This is a genomic window from Amycolatopsis sp. NPDC000009 (genome assembly GCF_055563465.1).
On record NZ_JBVHDI010000005.1, the window covers coordinates 386,402 to 407,219 of the forward strand.

The following is a 20,818-nucleotide window of genomic DNA, read 5'->3' on the forward strand; positions in this document are numbered from 1 at the left end:
GGTTTGCTCCTGTGGTCAGAGGGTGGACAGCACTTCGCGGACCGCGTGGATGACCTTGTCCTGAAGGTCGGGCGAGAGCGCGGGGTACATCGGCAGCGAGAAGATCTCGCCCGCCAGCTTTTCGGTGACCGGGAGCGAGCCCTTCTCGTAACCGAGGTGGGCGAACCCGGTCATGGTGTGCACCGGCCACGGGTAGCTGATGTTCAGGTGGATGTCGTAGGCCTTGAGGCGTTCGAGGATCTCGTCGCGGCGCGGGTGCCGCACCACGTACACGTAGTAGACGTGCTCGTTGCCGGGGACGGTCTTCGGCAGCTTCAGCTCGGTGTCGCCGAGGGCGTCCACATAGCGCTGGGCGACGGCGCGGCGGCCTGCCGTGTAGGCGTCGAGCCGCTTGAGCTTGCGCCGCAGGATCTCGGCCTGGACCTCGTCCAACCGGCTGTTGTGGGCAGGCGTCTCGACCGTGTAGTAGCGCTCCTCCATGCCGTAGTACCGCAGCCGGCGCAGTTTCGCGGCCACGTTCTCGTCGGAGGTGAGGGCCGCGCCGCCGTCGCCGTACGCGCCGAGCACCTTGGTGGGATAGAAGGAGAACGCGGCCGCGTCGCCGGTCGAGCCCGCGATCGTGCCGTTCTGCCGCGCGCCGTGCGCCTGGGCACAATCCTCCAAAATGGACAGTCCGTGCTTCGCGGCGAGTGCCTTCAGCGGCGCCATGTCCACGCACTGGCCGTACAGGTGCACGGGCAGCAGGCATTTGGTGCGATCGGTGATCGCGGCCTCGACCTGGCCGGTGTCCATCAGGAAGTCGTCCTCGCGGACGTCGACGAAGACCGGGGTGGCGCCGGTGCCGTCGATGGCGACGACGGTCGGGGCGGCGGTGTTCGACACCGTGATCACCTCGTCGCCGGGGCCGACGCCCAGCGCCTGAAGGCCGAGCTTGATCGCGTTCGTCCCGTTGTCGAGCCCGACGCAGTGCCCGGCCCCGTGGTACGCGGCGAATTCCGTTTCGAAACCGCGCAGGCTCGCGCCGAGCACGAGCTGCCCCGAGTTGAACACCGTCTCGACCGCGTCCAGCAGGTCGGCCCGTTCGGTCTCGTATTCGGCGAGGTAGTCCCATACGCGCGTGGTCATGTGCGAGCCTTTCCGTGAACTGGGGTGGTCAGCGCGGCGACGGTGCGACGCACTCCTTCGGGCAGTGAGATCTCCGGACGCCAGCCGGTGACCGCCCGGAACGGCGTGGAATCGATGGTGACGCTGCGAAGATCCGTCGACGGCGCGTGCGACGGAGGCTCGACACAGACCACGTCCACCGGCTCGCGTCCGGTGTGCGCGGCCATTTCCTTCGCCACCAGCCGGAAGACGTCGGCCAGCTGGTCTCCCCGGCCGGCGCCGAGCAGCCAGTGGCCGCCGACGAGCGCGTCCGGGGCGGCCAGCGCCGCGGTGAACGCGGTCGCGATGTCCTCGACGTGGACCAGGTCGCGGCGCACGGTGCCGTCGCCCCAGATGGTGAGGTCGTGCCCGTCGAGCGCGCGGCGAGCCATGGCGGACACGACGCCGCGGTCGGAGTTCGCGCCCTCGGTCAGGGTCTCGCCGAACACCGTGGGCAGCCGCAGGCTGATTCCGCGCACACGGCCGTCGGCCGTGGCCTGCTTGAGGATCTGCTCCGCCGCCAGTTTCTGCTGGTCGTACGGGGTGCCCGGCTCGTCGGGCTCGCTACCGTCGATCGGCTCCCGGGGCGGCACCCCGACCTGCGACGCGGCACCGCCGTAGAGCACCAGCGGCTTTCCGCCGACGACGTCCACGAGATCCCGCATGACGCCCAGGTTCACGCGTTCGGCCTCTTCGGTCTCGGCGACCCGCCAGCCGCCGTCGGCGAGGAGCAGGTACACGATCGCGTCCGAGCCCGCGACCGCTTCCGCCAGCGCGGCGCGGTCGGTGAGATCGGCGGTGACGACGGTCGTTTCGGCCTGGCCACCGGGCGGGGTGAGCCGCCTGCGCGACACCGCTCGCAACCGGATCGGTTGCCGCGCCAGCGCGCGCGTGACGGCCGAGCCGACGAAACCCGATGCCCCGAGGACGGTGATCTGTTTCATTTCATGCCCTCTCGTTGCGGCTGTGCCGTCGCGGCGTTGATACAGGCGAGCAGGGTGCGGGCTTCGACGTTGACGTAATGCCCGTGCCGGGTGAGCGCGGTGAGCTGGCCGGGGGTTACCCAGGCGTAGCCCGGCGGGGCCTCGACCGTGTCGTCCGCTTCGATCGCGAGGTACCGGGCCCGGACGTTGAGGAAGCGGCCGCCCTCTTCGGAATGCATGGCCTCGTACCGGATCCGCGATCGCGGCGCGTTCAGCACGTGGTCGAGGAAGGGCGGACGGCTCTCGGCGGGCAAATGCGCGTAGTTCTGGGGCGTGCACTGGACGGTCGGCGCCAGCTCGACGGTGTCCAGGAAGCCGCCGTCGGCGCGGGCGTGCACCAGTACGTGCGGCACGCCGTCGATCTCGCGGACGAGGAACGCGACCACCCCCGTGCCGACCGATTCCAGCAACGGCTGGGTCCAGCTGATCTTCTCGCGGTTGCCGCCCTTCACGGCGACCGCGAGGACCTTGAAGTACCGGCCGTCCTCGTGCTCGATCGCTTCCACACCCTGTTTCCAGCCGCAGACGTCGGTGAGCGGGATGCGCCGCGCGCGCACGTCGTGGCGCGAACGCTCGTTCGTGAACCACGACAGCAGCTGGACGTCGGACAGCAGCGCGCCGGGAGCATCGTCGTGGAAGGGCAGACAGGACAGCACGCTCCTGGCGTTCATGTTGATCGTCTCGTCCTCGTGCATGAGCTCCGCGATCTGGCCGAGGGTGAGCCAGCAGAAATCGTCCCACATCGGCACGTCTTCGACGGTCTCGACGATCATGTTGCGATTGGACTTGCGGAAGAACCACGAGCCCTGCTCGGCCTGGAGGACGTCGACGATGACCCGCTCCGGGTCCGGCGGGGCGAAGTACTCGATCAGTTTGACGTTCGTGCCGCCGTGCGCCTTGGTGTAGTTGCTGCGGGTGGCCTGCACGGTCGGCGACAGCTGCACCAGATTGGGGTTCCCCGGCTCCATCTTGGCCTGCATGAGGAAATGCAGGACGCCGCCGAACTCCTTGGCCAGGATGCCGAGAATGCCCACCTCGGGCTGCTTGATGACCGGCTGCCGCCACTCGCGGTACGGGCCGTCGCCGTGGGGGCCGTCGGCCTCGACCACGTGCAAGCCCTCGATCGCGAAGAACCGCCCGCTGCTGTGCACGAGATTCCCGGTCACGTCCTCGAACCGCCACTGGTCGAGGTCGGCGAAGGGAATGCGTTCGACGTGGAAGACGTTCGCCTCACGGCGTTCGGCGATCCACGAGCGGACGTCCTTGGTCGGCATGTGGACCCCGCCGGTGGTCGCGGCCGACAACGCGATGCGGTCGGCGTGGTCGCGATCGGCGCGAGGGCGCACCGTCACGGGCGCGAGAAGGGGCAGCATGGACCTCACCTTTCGTATCGAGTGCTCAACCGCCGGATCGCGCGCACCGAATCGCAGCCCGCCAGCCCCATCGCGTTCCGGAGTTCGACGGCGAGCAGGTCGAGCACCTGCCGGGCGCCCTCCTGGCCGTCCGCGGCGAGCCCCCACATGAACGGCCGTCCGACCAGCACACCGGACGCGCCGAGGGCGATCGCCTTGAGCACGTCCCCGCCGGTCCGGATCCCGCCGTCCAGCAACACTTCGCAGCCGCCGGAGACCGCGTCCGCGATCTCGCCCAGCATCGCGATCCCCGGTACGGCGCCGTCCAACTGACGGCCTCCGTGGTTGGACACCACGATCCCGGCGGCACCGGCGTCGACGGCCCGCACGGCGTCCTCGACCGCGAGGATCCCCTTGAGCACCACCGGAAGGTCCGTGTGCGCGCGGACGGCCTCGACGGATTCCCAGGTGGCCGGGGCGAATTCGCGCGCGGTGTGATCGGCGACGGCGGAAAGCCCTTCGGTACGGCGATGCGCGGCCGCACCGGCGTCGAAGTTGGCCGCCGTCACCGATTCCGGCAACGCGAAACCGTTCCGCATGTCCCGCAGCCGCCGTCCCATCCACGGCACGTCGACGGTGAACACGATCGCCTCGCAGCCCGCGTCCTCCGCGCGGCGCACGAGCTCCAGCGACCGCTTTTCGTCGCGCAGCCAGTAAAGCTGGAACCACGGCCGTCCACCGACGGCCGCGACCTCCTCCAGCGGGACACTGCTGAGCGTGCAGATGGTGTACGGCACGCCGGCGTCCCGCGCCGCACGGGCCGCCGCGAGCTCACCCTCGGGATGGAACAACCGCTGGTACGCGACCGGCGCGACCGCCACGGGAAGCGCGGCACGCCGGCCGAGGACCTCGGCCTCGGTGGTGCCACCGGTCAGCTCGCGCAGCATCCGGGGGATCACGAAGATCCGCTCCAGCGCGGTGCGATTGGCCTCCAGCGAGGATTCGGCCCCGCTGCCCCCGGCGAGAAAATCCCAGATCTCGCCGGGGAGGGCCGCCCGGGCGGCACGTTCGAGGTCGTCCAGGCAGAGGTGGGTCATCGCTGGGCGGGGCCCAGCTTGCTCTGCCCGGTGCGCTCCAGCTCCACGGCTTCGTACAGGGCCTTGATGTTGGAGCTGCCGAACGTGCCCGCGCCCTGGCGCTCGATGATCTCGAAGAAGATCGTCTTCCGCGGGTGGGTGGAGGCGGTGAAGATCTGGAACAGCTGGCCGCCGTGGTCCTCGTCGGCGAGCAGCTTCGTCTCGCGCAGGTCGTCCAGCGAGTGCGTCTCCAGCTCGATCCGCTCGCCGAGCAGGTCGTAGTAGGTGTCCGGGGTCTTCAGGAATTCCACGCCACGGGCGGAAAGCTCCTTGACCGCGCGGACCGCGTCCGGGCTGGTGAACGCGATGTGCTGGACGCCGGAGCCGTGGTGCTCCTTGATGAAGTCGTCGATCTGGCCGGGGTCGGCGGTCTTGTCGGGCTCGATCAGGGTGAGGGTGACCGCACCCGACGTGCTCTGCACGACGGTGGAGTTCATCGCCTGGGCGCCGACCACGATGTGCTCTTCGAAGATCTGCTTGAACCCGAGGGCCCGCTCGTAGAACGCCACCGTGGCGGCGAGGTCGCCGGCGTTCAGGCAGACCGCGAAGTGGTCGATCTCGTTCAGGTCCACGCCGCCCTTGCCGCGGAAGGCTTCCGGCGCTTCCTCGGTGTCGTCGCTCTGGACGAGGGTGTGCACGACATCGCCGAAACCGCTGACGGTGGCCGTGACGACCGAGTCGGCGCGCTTCTCCGGCTCGCGGATGGGCTGCGCGCCCGCCTTCACCGCGGTCTCGAAGGCGGCGGCCACGTCGGGAGTGCGCAGCGCGATGTCCGCCACGCCTTCGCCGTGGGTCTGCAGGTACGTCGCCCCCGGATGCCGGTCGGTCAGCGGCTCGGTGAGGACCAGCGCGATCGTGGCGTGCCGCAGCGTCACGCTCCGGTGGTCCTCCGACCGGTCCGTGGCCGCGACGGAGAAGTCGTACCTGTCCATCCAGCCGGACGCGGCGGCCTCGAGGTCGGCCACGTACATCTCCACATAGTCGATCTCGAAATTCTGCGTGCTTTCGTGAGCAGACAAGACATTCCTCCGTGGAATAGATGTGATCCTCATGGCAAGAATGGCGCGAAGCCGATTCCGCATCAATGGTGTCCGCTTGACAGTTCAGTCCAGATAGGACGGTCAACGTCCGGTGAAGCGCACCGGAAGTTCCCGGTATCCCTGCACGACGACCGCCCGCAACCAGGACGGCTCCTTCGTCAGCTCCACTCGCGACACTCGCCCGGCCACTTCCCGCAGCACGACCGCCAGCTCGATCCGCGCGAGCGCGGACCCGAGGCAGTGATGCATACCGTGCCCGAAAGCGATGTGCCGATTGGGTTTCCGCCCAGGGCGGAACGTGTCGGGATCCTCGAACACGGCGGGATCCCGGTTCGCCGCGGGCAGCCAGGCGACCACCGGCGTCCCCGGTTCCAGGTCGCGGCCGTTGAGGGTGACCTCTCCCGTCGTCACGCGCAGGACGTGCATCGCGGGCGAAGTCCAGCGCAGGACCTCGTCCACGACGGTGTCGACGTCCACATCGCCGTCCCGTACCTGCGCCAGGAGCCCGGGCACGGTGGCGAAAGCGTGGACCGCGCCGGTGATCGCGTGCCGCGTCGTCTCGTTGCCGCCGATCAGCACGTTGTCGCAGTTGAGCAACACGTCGTCGATCGACAGTTCGTCGTCGGAAAGCAAAGTGCTGACGAGGTCTTCGCCGGGGCTCTCCCGGCGCGCGGTGATCAGTTCGTCGAAATAGACGAGGATCTCGGTATGGGCCTGGCGCGGGGTCATCCCGTCGAACAGCTCGTCCTCGCCGCCGAACGCGTGGTTGGTCAGATCGATGAGCATGTCCTGGTCCTCGGCGGGCACACCGAGGATCTCGCAGACCACGGCCGCGGGGATCCGTGGGCCGATCGCCGCGGCCACGTCGCACACGTCGCCGTCGAGCACCCGGTCCAGGACGCCGGACACTTCGATCCGCACCCGCTCCGAGAGCTTGCGCGCCGCCGCCCTCGAAAGCAGCGGCCCGACCAGCTTGCGCAGTTTCCGGTGCTGGTCCTGTTCGGAGACCACCATCATCTGGCCACCCGAATTGTCGGGATGATCGCGGTCGAACCCGATCATCATCCCGTATTCGGAGGTGAACGGGGCCGACGGCCCGAGCACCGCGGCGCACGCGCGATGCGAGAACACGGACCAGAATCCGCCGGGCGAGCTGCCCGGCTCGCTCCACACCATCGCGTCTTCCGCCGCGTACGCACGCCATCGGTCGTGCCGGTCCAAAGTCGTGTAGAGGTCGGGATTTCCGAGGTCGACGGCTGTCGTCGTCTGCATGACTGGTCTCCAGGTCAGGTGTGGGCGCCGTCGAGCACCTTGGCCAGCCGGGCCACCGTCGGCGCGTCGAAGAACGCCTGCACCCTCAGCCGGATCTTCAGGCGTTCCCGGATCCGGCTCACGAGCCGGGTGGCGAGCAGCGAATGGCCGCCGATCTCGAAGAAGCTGTCGTCCACGCCGACGCTGCTGACGCCGAGCACTTCGGCGAACAGCTCGACCAGGATGATCTCCGTGGGAGTGAGCGGTTCCCGGCCCGCCGCGGCACGCCCGGCGTGCTCCTCTTCGGGCGTGGGCAGGGCGACCCGGTCGATCTTGCCGTTGGGCGAGACCGGCAGGCTCGGCAAGCCGACGATCACGTCGGGTACGAGATATCCGGGCAGCTGCGCGCGGAGCGGCGTCAGAAGGCGTTCAGCGGGGACACGCTCTCCACCAGTGCCGACCACGTAGGCGACGAGCCTGTTCTCGTGCTCGGTCACCACCGCCTGGGCCACCCCGTCGACCGCCAGCAGCGCGGCCTCGACCTCGCCCGGTTCGATCCGGTGGCCGCGTACCTTCAGCTGGTCGTCGACCCGGCCGACGAAAACGTACTGGCCGTCCGCGCGCGTCCGGACCCGGTCCCCGGTGCGGTACATGCGGCCGCCCGGCGCACCGAAGGGATCCGGCAGGAACCGTTCCGCGGTCGCGGCCGCTCTTCGGAGATAACCGCGGGCCAGGCCGGGCCCCACCGTGTACAGCTCGCCGACGTCCCCGTCCTCGACGGGACGCAGCCTGTCGTCCAGGACGTAGGTGCGGACACCGGTGATCGGCCTGCCGATCGGCGGCGTCTCCTCACCGGTCAGCGGCTCGCTCGCGGTGACCGCGACCGTGGTTTCGGTCGGGCCGTAGGCGTTGATCATCACGCGGTCCACCGCCCACCGTTTCGCGACGGGGGCGGGGCACGCCTCGCCGGCGACCAGGAGGGTCAGCCCCGTGGGCAGGCCGCCCGACTCCTCCAGCGGCGCCAGCGCGGACGGCGGCAACGTGACATGCGTGATGCCCTGTTCGCGCACCAGCCGGGAAAGCGGCTCGCCGGGGACCAGGTCCGGTGCGGAGGCCAGGACCAGACAGCCACCCGCCTGCCAGATCGGCCAGAACTCGGCGACGGCGGCGTCGAAACTGGGCGAGGCGAAGGCCAGCAACCTGCTGTCCGGCCCCAGTTCCTGACGGCGCACGTAGTCGTCGGCCAGGTTCGGGATCCCGCGGTGCGTGACCAGCACGCCCTTCGGCCGCCCCGTCGAACCGGACGTGTAGATGACGTACGCCGGATGGTCGGGACGCAGCGGGCCGATGCGCTCCCCGTCGTCCAAGTTCGGCTCGGACAGTCCCGGTTCCCGTTCCACGGTCAGGACGACGGGGGCACCGGCCACGTCCTGCCCCGGCAGGCACAGCAGGCAGTGCGCGGCCGCGTCGTCCAGCATCTGCCGCTTGCGCTCCTCCGGATAGTCCGGGTCGACCGGGACGTACGCGGCTCCGGCCTTGTGCACGGCCAGGATCGCGATGACGAACTCGATCGACCTCGGCATCGCCAGCGCGACGAGCCGCTCCGGGCCGACACCGTGCGCGACGAGCCGCCGGGCGAGCCGGTTGGCCTCGCCGTTCAGCTCGGCGTAGGTGAGGGTGGTGGTGTCCATCGCCACCGCCTGCCGATCCGGCAGGACGGCCGCGGTCGCCTCGAACAGATCGGGTGTCGTGGCCGCCGAAAGGACGGTCATACGGTCTCTCCCAGTGTCTCGCGCGATCCGGCGCGGAGGAACCGGATCAGCTCGCGGTTCACCGCTTCCGGGTTCTCCAGGTAACCGAAATGCCCGCACTCGGGAATCGTGCGGTACGTCGCGCCGGGGATCGCGGAGGCCAGCTCCAGCCCGCCCGCCGGTGGCGCCACGAGGTCGTGCTCGAACGAGATGACGTGACAGGGCACCTTGATCGCCTTGTAGGCGTCGTGGCGGTCGGGCAACGCGCTCACGAGCAGCTGCGCCCGGACGCCCGGACCCCAGGCCCCGGTCGCCGCGAACAGGTCGAGCCAGTCGGCCGCGGTGTCGTCGTCGGCGAGCGTCGCGGGCCCCAGGTTGTGCATGGCACGGACGGCGGCGAGGAAACCCGGCGGCAACTCGATGCCCTGCTCGATCAGCTTCGCCTCGCCCTCGGCGAGCTCCCGCTGGACGAGGCTGCTCTTGCCGCAGGCCGCCATCAGCACGACCGAATCCAGCAGTTCCGGTTGGGCGAGCGCGAGTTCCTGCGCGATGTACGAGCCCATCGACGTGCCGATCACCCGGCAGGGCACCGCGTCGAGGTACTCGATCAGCGAGGCGACGTCGTCGACGAGGTCCGCGATCGTGAACCCGCCCGCGCCGTCGTCGCTCGGCGGGATCCCGCGGTTGTCCATGGTGATCACCCGGAAACCGGCGGCACGGAGCGCGGGTACCTGATGCAGGTCCCACACCGAACTCGGCGCACCGGTGCCGGTCAGCAGAAGGACCGGCGGGCCGTCACCACAGTCGTTGTAGGACAACCGGATCCCGTTCTCGGTTGTCATCAGCATGATGCTCCTTGAGGGGAAATGGCCGCTGCGCCGGGATTCGTTGGCGCGGCGCGGATCCGACCGTACCTTCGGGGATCGAGTGTCTGGACGATTCGGCGATGGACATTCTCCGGAAATGGCGTCCACGGCCCGTTCTTGACACCTCAACGGCGTATGGAAATCCTAGTATTCATGGATTCAAACGGTCTGTCCACTCACTGGAACGTGGAAACACTGCATGGATCGCTCACCGATCCGGCCATCTCGTCGATGAATCTGCTCAACGAACTGATCGACGAATACCCTGTGGCCATTTCCATGGCGGCGGGCCGGCCGTACGAAGAGTTCTTCGACATCCGGCTCATTCACGAGTACATCGACGCCTATTGCGCACATCTGCGCGAAGATCGAAAACTGGACGAGGCTGGGGTCACCCGCACGCTCTTCCAATACGGCACCACCAAGGGCGTCATCGCCGACCTCATCGCGAAGAACATCGCCGAAGACGAGAACATCGACGCCGCCCCGGAATCCGTCGTCGTCACCGTCGGCGCGCAGGAGGCCATGTTCCTGGTCCTGCGCACCCTGCGCGCGGGCGACCGCGACGTCCTGCTCGCGCCCGCCCCCACCTACGTCGGGCTGACCGGGGCCGCGCTGCTCACCGACACTCCCGTGTGGCCGGTGCGCTCGACCGAGAACGGCATCGACCCGGACGACCTCGTCCTCCAGCTGAAGCGGGCCGACGAGCAGGGCAAGCGGGTGCGGGCCTGCTACGTGACCCCCAACTTCGCCAATCCCACCGGCACCAGCATGGACCTGCCGTCGCGGCACCGGCTCCTCGACGTCGCCGAGCAGAACGGGATCCTGCTCCTGGAGGACAACGCGTACGGGCTGTTCGGTTCCGAGCGGCTGCCCTCGCTGAAATCCCTCGACCGGTCGAACTCCGTGGTCTACATCGGCTCCTTCGCCAAGACGGGCATGCCCGGCGCCCGCGTCGGCTTCGCGGTGGCGGATCAGCGGATGGCCGACGGCGGCCTGTACGCCGACCAGCTTTCGAAGCTCAAGGGCATGCTCACGGTGAACACCTCCCCCATCGCCCAAGCCGTGATCGCCGGGAAACTCCTGCTCAACGACTTCAGCCTCACCAAGGCCAACGCGCGGGAAATCGCCATCTACCAGCGTAATCTGCGGCTGACGCTGGGCGAACTCGACCGCAGGCTCGGCTCGTGCGCCGGCGTCAGCTGGAACACCCCGACCGGCGGATTCTTCGTCACCGTCACGGTCCCGTTCGTCGCCGACGACGAACTGCTGGAAGTCGCCGCCCGCGACCACGGCGTGCTGTTCACCCCGATGCACCACTTCTACGGCGGCAAGGGCGGATTCCATCAGCTCCGGCTTTCGATCAGCCTGCTCACTCCGGAACTGATCGAGGAGGGTGTCGCGCGGCTCGCGGCGCTCATCACGGCGCGGCTTCCCTGAGGTCGCTCTTTGTACGGGAAAGGCCCCCATCCGAGGTCGGGATGGGGGCCTTTTCGTGGTGTTCATGAAGGATTCAGGACGTTGAGTGTCCCGATTCCTTCATGGACGACCTTCGTGACACTGGGCTCGCACTCGCGGCGAGATAGGGCACGTTGCGAAAGCCACTTTCGCAACGTTGAAGGTTGCGAAAGTGGCTTTCGCAACCTCTCCGGGCCCGCGGTCGCGAGCCGAGAGGGCGAAGGTGACATTGAGTGAGGGGTGCGTGGAAATAGAGACGTCGAGTGTCCCTATTTCCACACACCCCACCACGAGAGGACCTGTCACAAGTACGTGAAGGGGTCCTTCACGTACTCGCGGCAGATAGAGCACGTCGCGGGCCGGGCAGCCGTCAGGGCTTGGTACCGGTCACCAGCGCGTGCTCGAACGGCAGCTCCACCGAACGCACGTCCACACAACCCACCGACTTGAGCCACGCCGAGGCCTCGGCCTGCGGCCAGGCCATCCCGCGCCCGGTGGCGAGAATGTTGAGATACAAGGAAAGCCGCGCCGACAGCGGCCCGCCGGTCTCGTCGTCCGCCGCCGCGAAGCCGTAGATCGAGATCTTCCCGCCGGACGGCAGCACCTCGTACGCCTTGGCCAGCAGCATGACGGACTGCTCGGCCGTGAAGGTGTCGAGCACATGGCTGAACAGGGCGTGGTCGGTGCCGCCGGGGAAAGCGTCGGTCAGCAGGTCCGCCGGGTGCAGGGTGAGCCTGTCGGTGACTTCGGCGGGCACGCGCTGCTCGGCCAGCTCCACGCTGCTGGGCAGGTCGAGCAGCGTGGCCTTGAGTCCGGGGTTGGCCTTCAGCAGGGCCGCCGCCGTGGTGCCGTCGCCACCGCCGACGTCGAGCAGGTGCCGCGACGACTTCACGTCGATGTGCTCCAGCAGCCCCGGCATCGTCTGCAGCGAGAACGCCGACATCGCCGTGTAGAAGATCCGCGCCTTCTCCGGGTCGTTGCCGAGCCGCGCGTACAGCGTGTCCCCGGGGCCGTCGAGGGCGTCGAGGGCCTCGTTGGTGCCGGCGCGCAGCGCGGAGGTCATCCGCGCGAACGCCGGGTAGTAGATGGTCTTCCAGCTGAGCAGGATGTGCTGCCAGCTCTCCGGTCCGCTCGTGGCGAGCAGTTCGGTCGCGACCGGGTGGTTCACATAGTCGACGCCCCGCTTCTCGATCAGGCCCGACGTGGTCAGCGCGAGCATCAGGACGCGGACCTTGTGCGGCTCCAGGCCGGTGAACTCGCCGAGCGCCGCCGCGTCGGCGCCCCCGCGCTCTTCCAGGAAGTCGAAGATGTCCAACTCGATACCGGACACCACCGCGTTGAACAGGGCGGGACCGTTGGCGATCAGCTGGAAACGGCGGTGAACCTCGGTGGAGTCGAGCGATTCCTGCATCGGCAGTTTTCCTTTCCGGCCGGCGGAGACTTCCGCAGACGTTGAGAACGACACCGGCCCGCCTCAGAACGAGCCGGACGCCGGCCCGGCATTGGCGTCGAAAGAGCTGCCGGAGTAATCGGGATGGAGTACGGAGAAGGCATAGGTGGCCGGCGCGGCGATCATCGCCGCGACACCGAGGGCGAGGGCCGCGGTGACCAGCGATTTCGGGGCGTGCTCACGCATTCGGGCCACGATCAGCACGACGAGGGCGGCCACCCCGAGCACCAGCGTGCCCCATTTCGCCCACGGCAGGAAGTTCGGGTAATGGGACCACAGCCAGGCGCCCCAAGCCAGCTCCGCCGCGATGGCGATCGGCAGGATCCAGCCCTGCCTGCCACCCGCACGGTACGCCCGCCAGAAGGTGACGATGCCGAGCCCCGAAAGGGCCGCGATGGCGGGAGCGAGAGACGCCACGTACGCGGTGTGCGCGACAGCGCTCGCACTGAAGACGAAGAGGAAAGTCACCAGCCAGACGCCCCACATCACCAGCCCGCCGCGCACGGGATCGGTCCGCTCGGCGCGGCGCCACCACCAGAGCCCGCACAGCAGGGACAGCAGGGCGAGCGGGAACAGCCAGGCGATCGCGACGCCGAGGTGACCGTCGAGCAGTTTGGTCGCCCCCATCGGATCCGCTCGTGTCTCCATTTTGGACGGATCCGGCTGCGGGCCGCCAGGACCGAGGGGCTGGCCGCCTTCGGCCTTCGGACCGAAGTCCCCGTTCTGTTCGTCCTGGTGCTTGGTCCCGAAATTCCCGTTCTCGTCCAGGCCCTGACCGCCGCCGGGGCCTTGCGGATCGCCGGGGCCACCCCCAGGACCGTCACCCGGGCCGCCCTCGGGGCCTCCAGGCCCACCGGGGAAGTCGCCTGGACCGCCGCCGGGACCGCCCGGGCCCAGCGACGGAAGGCCACCGCGGCCGTTGGGGTCCTCGGCGCCGGGCAGGTGGACGCCGACCCGGCCGAGACCGTTGTAGCCGAACACCATGGCGAACGCGCTGTTGTTCGTGGTGCCGCTGATATGCGGCCGCGAACTGTCCGGAGTGAAGGTGTAGAGCGCGATCCACGACAGCGACACCGCCAGCGTCACCACGCCGGCGAGCGCCAGATGCTTCATCCGGCGGCGCAGCTCGACCGGGGCGGTGAGCAGGTAGCCGATCGCCAGCGCGGGCAGGATCATCCACGCCTGCACCATTTTCGCCTGGAAGCCGATGCCGACCCAGACACCGGCCCAGACCAGCGACCGGAGCCGCGCCTCGAGCACGGCGCGCTGATAGGCGTCGACGGCCAGCACCAGGCACATGGTGAGCAGGCCGTCCTGCATGCTGTGCCCGAACATGGACGCGAGGACCGGGGTGAGGGTGAAGATACCGGCGGCGAGCAGACCCGGCACCACACCCGCCCAGCGGCGCACGACCCGGTACAGCACGAGTACCGAGATCACGCCCTCGATCACCTGCGGCAGTGCCAGCGACCATTCGTGGTAGCCGAAGATCTTCGCCGAGATGGCCTGCGGCGCGAACGATCCCGCGAGTTTGTCGAGCGTGTACGTCGCTCCCGGGTCGACGGTGCCGTAGAAGAACGCCTTCCAGCTCTCGGACATGCTCTTGGCCGTGTCCGAGTACAACGGCGCGAAGTCGACCCTCGGCAGGTTCCAGGCGTAGAGCACCAAGGCCACGAAGGCGATGCCCAGCAGCGCCGGCCGGGCCCACCGCGGCTGATCGGCGGGTGAGCGCCAGAATGCCCAGCGGCCGCGCACACCCTCGGGCGCGGGGTCCAGTGACGGTGACGGCAGATGGGTGAGTGTTGCGGACACTCCGGTACCTCGCTTAACCGTTGTTGTCGTCGAGGAGAACGGGCCAGGTGGTTTCGCCGAATCCGCCCCGCGGCGAATTCTTCCGCGCGTGCTCGTCCAGCCTTGCGAACAAGTTCTTGTTCCTGCCGTTGAGCATCGTCAGCTGGGAAGAATAGCACTCGACGGCTTCACGTTTCCGTTTCCAAGTCTCCGTCTTCGCGGACTCGAATTCGGAAGTGCCGAGCCGGAAACCGGCGGGAAGTTCGATCTTTCCCGGTTTGAACATCGAATAGGGAAGGTCTTCCCACAGCCGGATCGGAACGTTCTTCGCGCGCGCGGCGGAGGACGCCGCCAGGGCGGCGTCACGGGTGGCCAGATTGTCGGGATGGTCGACGACGGCCGCGCACGTGAGGATCAGCGTCGGCTCGAACTCGGCGACGATCGCCTCGATGTCTTCCTTGATCTCGGCGACGAGGCCGTCGTCCCCCGGCGAATCCTGGGCCACCGCGAGCTTTTGCCCGCCCTCCACGTGATCGGTGAGCCATCGGCCGTCCGGCAGCCTGCGGTAGATGGAGTCGAGGAACCGGCCGTGCCGGTACGCCAGCCCCAAGTGGGCGAGCGCGGCGATGTCCTCGTTGCGGCGATGCAGCGGCGCGTCGTCCTCCGGGGAAAGTCCCCAGACCGCGTGCATTCGTTCCGCCGCCGCGGAATAGGGAGGCGGGGCCGTTCCGGCGAAGACCGTGTTGACGAGCACCTCCGCGCCGTCCCCCGCCGCTTGGGCGAGGGTCGCGCCGAGAGAAAGGACCGCGTCGTCCAAATGCGGGGAGATCGCCAGCAGCCGGGTCTCGCCGGGGCGTGGAAGCATGGTGCTGATTTTGGTTACCGCCTTGTCGCGCTTCAACGGGTGAGTCTGGACAGTGCCCGGGCCTCGTGAGTGGTAAGGACGGTTCTAACCGTCCTTACCACTCACGAGCTCAACGCACGACCGCGGCGCGCACGAGGTCCGCGGCCACCGTCGTCCCGTCGGTGCGGATCGTTCCGGCGACGGATTTCGCGCGGGCGGAGGGTTCCGGGGACAGCGCGGTGACGAGCGCGGCGGACAAGGATTCGACCGTCGGGTTCGGGCCGTCGTGCGCCACGCCGATACCGAGTTCGGCCACCTTGGCGGCGAAATGCGGGTGGTCCGCGATCTGCGGGACCACGACCTGCGGGACACCCGCCAGTGCCGCCACATGCGTCGTGCCGGTGCCACCATGGTGGACCGCGGCGGCCACTCGGCCGAACAGCGCCTGCAGGTTTTCCTCACCGACGGCGAGGCAGTCGGCGCCGTCGTCGGGCAGCGTCAAACCGGCCCAACCGTGGGAAAGGACCACCCGGCGCCCCTGGGCGCGGATCGCCTCGACGGCCACCTTGGCGATGTCGGCGGGAGCGGGCGAACAGCCGAACCCGACGTACACCGGCGGCGCACCGGCCGCGAGAAACGCTTCCAGCTCGGCGGAGAGCGGCCGATCGTCGGGGTGGATCCACGCGCCGGTCCGGACGCCGTCGGCCGTGGGTGCCAGGAGCGGATCCGCCGCCAGCAAGGGCTTGTCGGTGGTGCTGAAGTCGTACAGGTCCTTCACCGGCGGGAGGCCGATCGAAGCCCGGAGCTCGTTGAGCGCGCCGCCGAACATCCCGTCGGCGCCGTCGTTGTACATGCCCCGGTGTTCGGGCGACGGCACGAGCGCCGGCGAGGGGACGACGTAGAAGTACGGAATGCCCAGTTTCTCGGCCACCGAACGGACACCGATCGCGCCCGACAGCAGACCGGTCGCCACCACCGCGTCACAGCCTTCGGCGGCCGCCGGGATCTTGTCGAACTGCTCGGCGATCCCCGCGATCGCGGCCTCGGGCGATTCGGGCGGGCCGCCCAGCGCGCCCGCTTCTTCGAGCACCGGCTTGCCGACCAGGACGTGCGGCACGCCGACCTCGGCCAGCCGCCCGGTGTAGTCGGGCGGCGCGCACATCCGCACCTCGTCGCCCAGTTCGCGCAACCGCAGCGCCAGTGCCACCAGCGGTTCGACCTCGCCGCGGGTTCCGTACGACCAAAACAACACGCGCATTTCGTATCCCCTGGTGTGTTTCAGCGCCGGACCGCGGCGATGCCGACCGTGGCGTAGTTGATGGTGAACGACCCACCGATCTCGTCGATGGCCGAGCCGAGATACGCCAGGAACCGGACGCGCGCGTCCTCCGCGAGGTGGTTGAGGCCGCCCTGCGTCGGGATCTGGTCCAGCCATTCGTCCCGGGTGCAGACACGCGACCACTCGAACCGCAGCTCCTCCGGCTGGCTGAACGCGCCGGTCCGGAGGATGCCTTCCGCCGCCTTCACGTACTGCTTGGCGTAGATCTGCTCGACGTACTCTTCGACGTCTTCGTCCTTTTTGGACGGAGGCTCGAACTTCACGTCCGGCATGGCGTGCCGGTACGCCTCCCCCTGCGCCGCCATGACGGCCTCCGGGAGTTCGAAACCGTTGTCGAACAACGCGATCAGGCCATGCGGGGCGAGCACCTCCGCCACCTTGGCCGCGCCCGCGAACGGGTCCACCCAGTGCCAGGCGGTCCCCGAGGTGACCGCGTCGAAGGTGCGGCCTGCCGGGTCCCAGTCCTCGAACTTGGCGACCTCGACGTCGAGCCCGCGCCTGCGGGCGACCTCCGCCATCCGCGCGTCCGGCTCGACGCCGAGCACCGTGCACCCGGCGGCCTGGAACGGCCGGGACGAAAGGCCGGTGCCGCAGCCGACGTCCACGAAGTTCTTGCCGGGGCTCATCGAGACGACCCGGTCGACCAGGGCTTCGGGGTAGGTGGGCCGGGCGCGGTCGTACCGTTCGGCGTCGGCGCCGAACCACTGCGCCATCTGCCGGTTCTCGTGCGGTGCTGCAGCCAGATCGGACATTTTCCTCACCCTGGTCGGTTGATGGTCAAACGGAAACGCGGCCGACGGCGGCGCGCAGCCGCTCGGCGGCGACGGTGCTCCCGTCGGTGCGGAGCGTGCTCGCGACGGCTTTCGCGCGTGCCCGGGTCTCCGGGGACAGCGCCGTGGCGAGCGCGGCGGACAACGAATCGAAGGTCGGCGCCGGGCCGAATTCCTCGAACGCCACGCCGATGCCCAGCGCGGCCACCTGCTCGGCGAAGTACGGCTGGTCGGTGATCTGCGGCAGCACGACCTGCGGAACACCCGCCCGCGCGGCCACGGTGGTCGTGCCACCGCCGGCGTGGTGGACGACGGCGGCGACACGGGCGAACAGCGCCTGGAGATTCACCTCTCCGACGGCGAAGCAGTCGGCTCCGTCGTCAGGGAGGGCCATATCCGCCCATCCCCGCGAGAGGACCACCCGATGCCCCTGCGCGCGGATCGCCTCGACGGCCAGCTTCACCGTGTCCGCGATTTCGGGCGTACTGCCGAAACCGACGTACACCGGCGGCGGACCGGCGGCGAGGAACGCCTCCAGGTCGCCGGGAAGGGGCCGTTCGTCGGGCAGGATCCACGCGCCGGTCTGCACGGCACCGAGTTCGGGCCGGGGCGGGGCCAGCACCGGATCCGCCGCCATCCAGGGCCGCTCGGTGAACCCGTACCGGACGAGGTTCTCCACCGGCGGCAGGCCGAGCGCCGCGCGACGGCCGTTGAGCGCGTCCGAGTACCGCCGGGAGAAGACCTCGTTGTAGAAGTCCCACAGCGCCCGGTTGTCGTCCATCGCCTCCTCCGGCGGCCGTCCGTCGCCCCGCGACAGAGGTGGCGGGTAGTACGGCGACGGCAGGTAGATCGGGCAGTAGGCGGCGTAGAAGTACGGGATGCCCAGGCTTTCCGCCACCGACCGCACACCGATGGCGGCGGACAGGACGCCGGTCGCCAGCACCACGTCACAGCCCTCGGCGGCCGCCGGGACCCCGTCGAACTGCTCGGCGAGCTCGTCGGCGGGGCGCCGGGGCTCCGGCCCCTCCGTCATCCCCCGCATCATGGCCTGCAACGACTGCCCGACCGGGACGAACGGGACGGCGAATTCGGCCAGCCGCTCCCCGGTGTCCGGCGGCGCGCACACCCGCACCTCGGTGCCGAGTTCCCGCAACCGCACCGCCAACGCGACCACCGGCTCGACGTCTCCGCGGAGTCCGGTCGTCGACAACAACACACGCATCTCGTACCCCTGGCTTCAGACGGAAACGCGGTCGACCGCGTCGAGGAGGAATTTCGCGGCCACGGCTGCCCCGTCGGTGCGGACCGTGCCCGCCACGGCGGTCGCCCGCTCCCGGGTCTCCGGGGCGAGTGCCGTTTCGAGCGCGGCGGACAGGGACTCGAAGGTCGGGGTGGGGCCGTCATGCGCCACGCCGATGCCCAGTTCGGCCACCCGGCCGGCGAAGTACGGCTGGTCCGCGATCTGCGGGACCACGACCTGCGGGACACCCGCCCGGGTGGCCGTGGTCGTCGTGCCCGCGCCGCCGTGATGGACGGCGGCGGCTACCCGGCCGAACAGCAGCTGCTGGTTGCCCTCCCCCGCCGCGAAGCAGTCGCTCCGGTCGTCGATCAGCGCGAGATCGGCCCAGCCACGGGAAATGATCACACGGCGGCCGTGGGCCCGCACCGCCTCGATGGCGACCTTGGCGGCCTCGTCGGGGGCGCGCATGCTGCCGAAACCGACGTACACCGGCGGCGGGCCGGCGGCGAGGAACGCCTCCAGCTCCGGGGCAAGCGGCCGCTGGTCGGGCAGTGTCCAAGCGCCGGTCTGGACGACGTCGAGATCCGTCGGCTGGCGCGGGGCGAGGGACGCGTCGGCCGCCAGCAGCGGGTGATCGGTGAAGCCGTACCCGAAGATGTCCTCGACCGGCGGAAGGCCGATCGCGGCCCGCTGGCTGTTGAGCGGCTCGCCGAAGCGGTTGAGCGCGCTCCGGCTGTTGCGCTCCCACAGCGCCCGGTTGTCGGTCCCTTCCGGCGCGGGCGGCTCGCCGAGCGGGGGCGGCGGCGCGTAATGCGGCGACGGGATGAAGCGCGGGCAGTAAAAGCCGTAGTAGTACGGGATTCCGAGCTTCTCCGCCACCGACCGGACGGCGACCGCGGTGGCCAGCATCCCGGTCGTCACCACGACGTCGCAGCCCTCGGCGGCCGCCGGGACCTCGGCGAACTGGACGGCCATCGCCTCGGCCGAAAGCCGCGGCCCGTCCTCGGGGGACGGCGGCTTCGCCCCCCTGATCGCGGTGCGGGTCGACTGGCCGACCGGCACCAGCGGGACACCCACCTCGGCCAGCCGTTCGGAGGAGTCCGGCGGCGCGGCCATCCGCACCTCGGCGCCCGCCTCCCGCAGCCGCACGGCCAACGCCACCAGCGGCTCGACGTCTCCTCGGCTTCCGGATGTCGCCAGCAACACGCGCTTCACGTAATTCCCCGTTCTTTCAGTTCAGGCGGGAACCGACGGCTTTTCGCGGCTGACCGCGTCGCGCAGCAGGTCCACGGCCACGGTGGTCCCGTCGGCGGGGATCGTGCCGGCGACCTCGATCGCCTTGGCCCGCGTCTCAGGGGCCAGTGCCGTGGTGAGCGCGGCGGACATGGCCTCGAACGTCGGGGCCGGTCCTTCGAGGGCGACCCCGATCCCCAGTTCGGCGACCCGGTCGGAGTAGTACTGCTGGCCGACGATCGACCGCACGATGATCTGCGGCGAGCCCGCCCGCGTGGCGATATGCGTCGTGCCCGTGCCGTCGTGGTGGATGGAGACGGCGACCCTCCGGAACAGCTCCTGCAGGTTCACCTCGTCGACGGCGAAGCAGTCGTCCTCGTCCTCGGGAAGGTCCAGACCGGCCCAGCCACGGGAAAGGATCACCCGGTGGCCCTTCGCGCGGATCGCCTCGATGGCCACCTTCGCCGCGTCCGCGGTGCCGGACGAGCTGCCGAAACCGACGTACACCGGCGGCGGTCCGGCGGCGAGGAACGCCTCCAGGTCGGCGGGAAGAGGGCGCTCGTCGGGCAGGATCCAGGCGCCGGTCTGCACGGCCTCGTGCCGCGGCTCCAGCGGCGCGAGGATCGGATCCGCGGCCAGCAAAGGCTTTTCGGTGGAGCAGTAGTCGAAGAGGTTGTTCACCGGCGCCAGGCCGATCTCGGCCCGCTTCGCGTTGAGCGCGTCACCGAACAGGCCGTCGGCCCCCTGGTTGTACATCTCCCGCTGCGGAGCATCGAGGTGGCTCGGCAGGTGGATGGGGCACAAAGCGACGTAGTAGTAAGGGATTCCGAGCTTCTCGGCCACGGACCGCACGGCGACGGCGCCGGACAGCAGACCGGTCGCGACCACGACGTCGCAGCCTTCGGCGACGGCGGGCATCTGGTCGAACTGGTCCGCGATCCCGGCGGCGGCGAGTTCGGGATCCCGGCCCTCGCCGTCGTTCATCCCGCGGTCCGGCCGGGCGACCGGCGCCAGCGGCACGTCGATCTCGGCCAGCCGCTCCGCGCTGTCCGGCGGCGCGCACACCCGCACCTCGGCGCCGGATTCCTTCAACCGCGCGGCCAGCGCCACCAGCGGTTCGACGTCCCCGCGTGAGCCACACGCCCACAACAACACGCGCATTTCGCTTCCC

General features: G+C 69.6%; 17 protein-coding genes. 1 reads left to right on the forward strand and 16 read right to left on the reverse strand.

Features of this window, described 5'->3' with window-relative positions; translation table 11 throughout:
* Nucleotides 1-15: 15 nt before the first annotated feature.
* The 8 genes from ACZ3HL_RS17730 to ACZ3HL_RS17765 form a co-directional block, all read right to left on the reverse strand.
* Entirely contained in the window at nt 16-1,125 is a 1,110-nt protein-coding gene (locus ACZ3HL_RS17730) for a DegT/DnrJ/EryC1/StrS family aminotransferase (RefSeq protein ID WP_465532110.1), read from the reverse strand.
* Nucleotides 1,122-2,087: an NAD-dependent epimerase/dehydratase family protein gene (locus ACZ3HL_RS17735; RefSeq protein ID WP_465532112.1), complete on the reverse strand. Its 966-nt coding sequence runs from the start codon at nt 2,085-2,087 to the stop codon at nt 1,122-1,124. The genes ACZ3HL_RS17730 and ACZ3HL_RS17735 overlap by 4 nt, the downstream gene beginning before the upstream one ends.
* Nucleotides 2,084-3,499 (reverse strand): NDP-hexose 2,3-dehydratase family protein, encoded by a 1,416-nt coding sequence (locus ACZ3HL_RS17740; protein ID WP_465532114.1) that lies wholly within the window; start codon nt 3,497-3,499, stop codon nt 2,084-2,086. Before ACZ3HL_RS17740 ends, ACZ3HL_RS17735 begins: the two co-directional genes overlap by 4 nt.
* Before the next feature lie 5 nt (nt 3,500-3,504).
* The gene (locus tag ACZ3HL_RS17745) at nt 3,505-4,575 is read right to left on the reverse strand and encodes an alpha-hydroxy acid oxidase (RefSeq protein ID WP_465419812.1); all 1,071 of its coding nucleotides are present in this window, start codon (nt 4,573-4,575) and stop codon (nt 3,505-3,507) included.
* Complete coding sequence (gene hppD / locus ACZ3HL_RS17750; protein WP_465532116.1) at nt 4,572-5,633, reverse strand: 4-hydroxyphenylpyruvate dioxygenase; 1,062 nt, start codon at nt 5,631-5,633, stop codon at nt 4,572-4,574. The genes ACZ3HL_RS17745 and hppD overlap by 4 nt, the downstream gene beginning before the upstream one ends.
* A 102-nt stretch (nt 5,634-5,735) precedes the next feature.
* Nucleotides 5,736-6,926 (reverse strand): cytochrome P450, encoded by a 1,191-nt coding sequence (locus ACZ3HL_RS17755; protein ID WP_465532118.1) that lies wholly within the window; start codon nt 6,924-6,926, stop codon nt 5,736-5,738.
* A 14-nt stretch (nt 6,927-6,940) separates the two neighbouring features.
* Complete coding sequence (locus ACZ3HL_RS17760; protein WP_465419819.1) at nt 6,941-8,677, reverse strand: amino acid adenylation domain-containing protein; 1,737 nt, start codon at nt 8,675-8,677, stop codon at nt 6,941-6,943.
* Nucleotides 8,674-9,504 carry an alpha/beta fold hydrolase gene (locus tag ACZ3HL_RS17765; protein WP_465419821.1) on the reverse strand — a complete coding sequence of 277 codons (831 nt, stop codon included), beginning with the start codon at nt 9,502-9,504 and terminating at the stop codon, nt 8,674-8,676. The genes ACZ3HL_RS17760 and ACZ3HL_RS17765 overlap by 4 nt, the downstream gene beginning before the upstream one ends.
* 171 nt (nt 9,505-9,675) lie before the next feature.
* On the opposite strand from ACZ3HL_RS17765, the gene ACZ3HL_RS17770 reads away from it, so the two are divergent.
* Entirely contained in the window at nt 9,676-10,962 is a 1,287-nt protein-coding gene (locus ACZ3HL_RS17770) for an aminotransferase-like domain-containing protein (RefSeq protein ID WP_465419823.1), read from the forward strand.
* 388 nt (nt 10,963-11,350) lie between these two features.
* On the opposite strand, the gene ACZ3HL_RS17775 is transcribed toward ACZ3HL_RS17770, so the two are convergent.
* From ACZ3HL_RS17775 to ACZ3HL_RS17810, 8 genes are all read right to left on the reverse strand, one after another.
* On the reverse strand, nt 11,351-12,391 hold the full coding sequence (locus tag ACZ3HL_RS17775) for a methyltransferase (protein ID WP_465532120.1): 1,041 nt from the start codon (nt 12,389-12,391) through the stop codon (nt 11,351-11,353).
* Between the two features lie 63 nt (nt 12,392-12,454).
* On the reverse strand, nt 12,455-14,242 hold the full coding sequence (locus ACZ3HL_RS17780) for an ArnT family glycosyltransferase (RefSeq protein ID WP_465532122.1): 1,788 nt from the start codon (nt 14,240-14,242) through the stop codon (nt 12,455-12,457).
* Between the two features lie 13 nt (nt 14,243-14,255).
* Nucleotides 14,256-15,086 carry a PIG-L deacetylase family protein gene (locus ACZ3HL_RS17785; RefSeq protein ID WP_465532124.1) on the reverse strand — a complete coding sequence of 277 codons (831 nt, stop codon included), beginning with the start codon at nt 15,084-15,086 and terminating at the stop codon, nt 14,256-14,258.
* A 109-nt stretch (nt 15,087-15,195) separates the two neighbouring features.
* Nucleotides 15,196-16,323 carry a glycosyltransferase gene (locus ACZ3HL_RS17790; protein WP_465532126.1) on the reverse strand — a complete coding sequence of 376 codons (1,128 nt, stop codon included), beginning with the start codon at nt 16,321-16,323 and terminating at the stop codon, nt 15,196-15,198.
* 20 nt (nt 16,324-16,343) lie between these two features.
* The gene (locus ACZ3HL_RS17795) at nt 16,344-17,156 is read right to left on the reverse strand and encodes a class I SAM-dependent methyltransferase (RefSeq protein WP_465532128.1); all 813 of its coding nucleotides are present in this window, start codon (nt 17,154-17,156) and stop codon (nt 16,344-16,346) included.
* Nucleotides 17,157-17,181: 25 nt separating this feature from the next.
* Nucleotides 17,182-18,396, reverse strand: coding sequence for a glycosyltransferase (locus tag ACZ3HL_RS17800; RefSeq protein WP_465532130.1), 1,215 nt, complete (start codon nt 18,394-18,396; stop codon nt 17,182-17,184).
* 15 nt (nt 18,397-18,411) lie between these two features.
* Nucleotides 18,412-19,629 carry a glycosyltransferase gene (locus tag ACZ3HL_RS17805; protein ID WP_465532132.1) on the reverse strand — a complete coding sequence of 406 codons (1,218 nt, stop codon included), beginning with the start codon at nt 19,627-19,629 and terminating at the stop codon, nt 18,412-18,414.
* Between the two features lie 21 nt (nt 19,630-19,650).
* Entirely contained in the window at nt 19,651-20,808 is a 1,158-nt protein-coding gene (locus ACZ3HL_RS17810; RefSeq protein ID WP_465532134.1) for a glycosyltransferase, read from the reverse strand.
* Nucleotides 20,809-20,818: the final 10 nt, after the last annotated feature.

Coding starts and splice junctions, on each gene's coding strand:
- ACZ3HL_RS17730 (WP_465532110.1), bottom strand. CDS start 1,125: ATGACCACGCGCGTATGGGACTACCTCGCCGAATACGAGACCGAACGG.
- ACZ3HL_RS17735 (WP_465532112.1), bottom strand. CDS start 2,087: ATGAAACAGATCACCGTCCTCGGGGCATCGGGTTTCGTCGGCTCGGCC.
- ACZ3HL_RS17740 (WP_465532114.1), bottom strand. CDS start 3,499: ATGCTGCCCCTTCTCGCGCCCGTGACGGTGCGCCCTCGCGCCGATCGC.
- ACZ3HL_RS17745 (WP_465419812.1), bottom strand. CDS start 4,575: ATGACCCACCTCTGCCTGGACGACCTCGAACGTGCCGCCCGGGCGGCC.
- ACZ3HL_RS17755 (WP_465532118.1), bottom strand. CDS start 6,926: ATGCAGACGACGACAGCCGTCGACCTCGGAAATCCCGACCTCTACACG.
- ACZ3HL_RS17760 (WP_465419819.1), bottom strand. CDS start 8,677: ATGACCGTCCTTTCGGCGGCCACGACACCCGATCTGTTCGAGGCGACC.
- ACZ3HL_RS17765 (WP_465419821.1), bottom strand. CDS start 9,504: ATGCTGATGACAACCGAGAACGGGATCCGGTTGTCCTACAACGACTGT.
- ACZ3HL_RS17770 (WP_465419823.1), top strand. CDS start 9,676: ATGGATTCAAACGGTCTGTCCACTCACTGGAACGTGGAAACACTGCAT.
- ACZ3HL_RS17775 (WP_465532120.1), bottom strand. CDS start 12,391: ATGCAGGAATCGCTCGACTCCACCGAGGTTCACCGCCGTTTCCAGCTG.
- ACZ3HL_RS17785 (WP_465532124.1), bottom strand. CDS start 15,086: ATGCTTCCACGCCCCGGCGAGACCCGGCTGCTGGCGATCTCCCCGCAT.
- ACZ3HL_RS17790 (WP_465532126.1), bottom strand. CDS start 16,323: ATGCGCGTGTTGTTTTGGTCGTACGGAACCCGCGGCGAGGTCGAACCG.
- ACZ3HL_RS17795 (WP_465532128.1), bottom strand. CDS start 17,156: ATGTCCGATCTGGCTGCAGCACCGCACGAGAACCGGCAGATGGCGCAG.
- ACZ3HL_RS17800 (WP_465532130.1), bottom strand. CDS start 18,396: ATGCGTGTGTTGTTGTCGACGACCGGACTCCGCGGAGACGTCGAGCCG.
- ACZ3HL_RS17810 (WP_465532134.1), bottom strand. CDS start 20,808: ATGCGCGTGTTGTTGTGGGCGTGTGGCTCACGCGGGGACGTCGAACCG.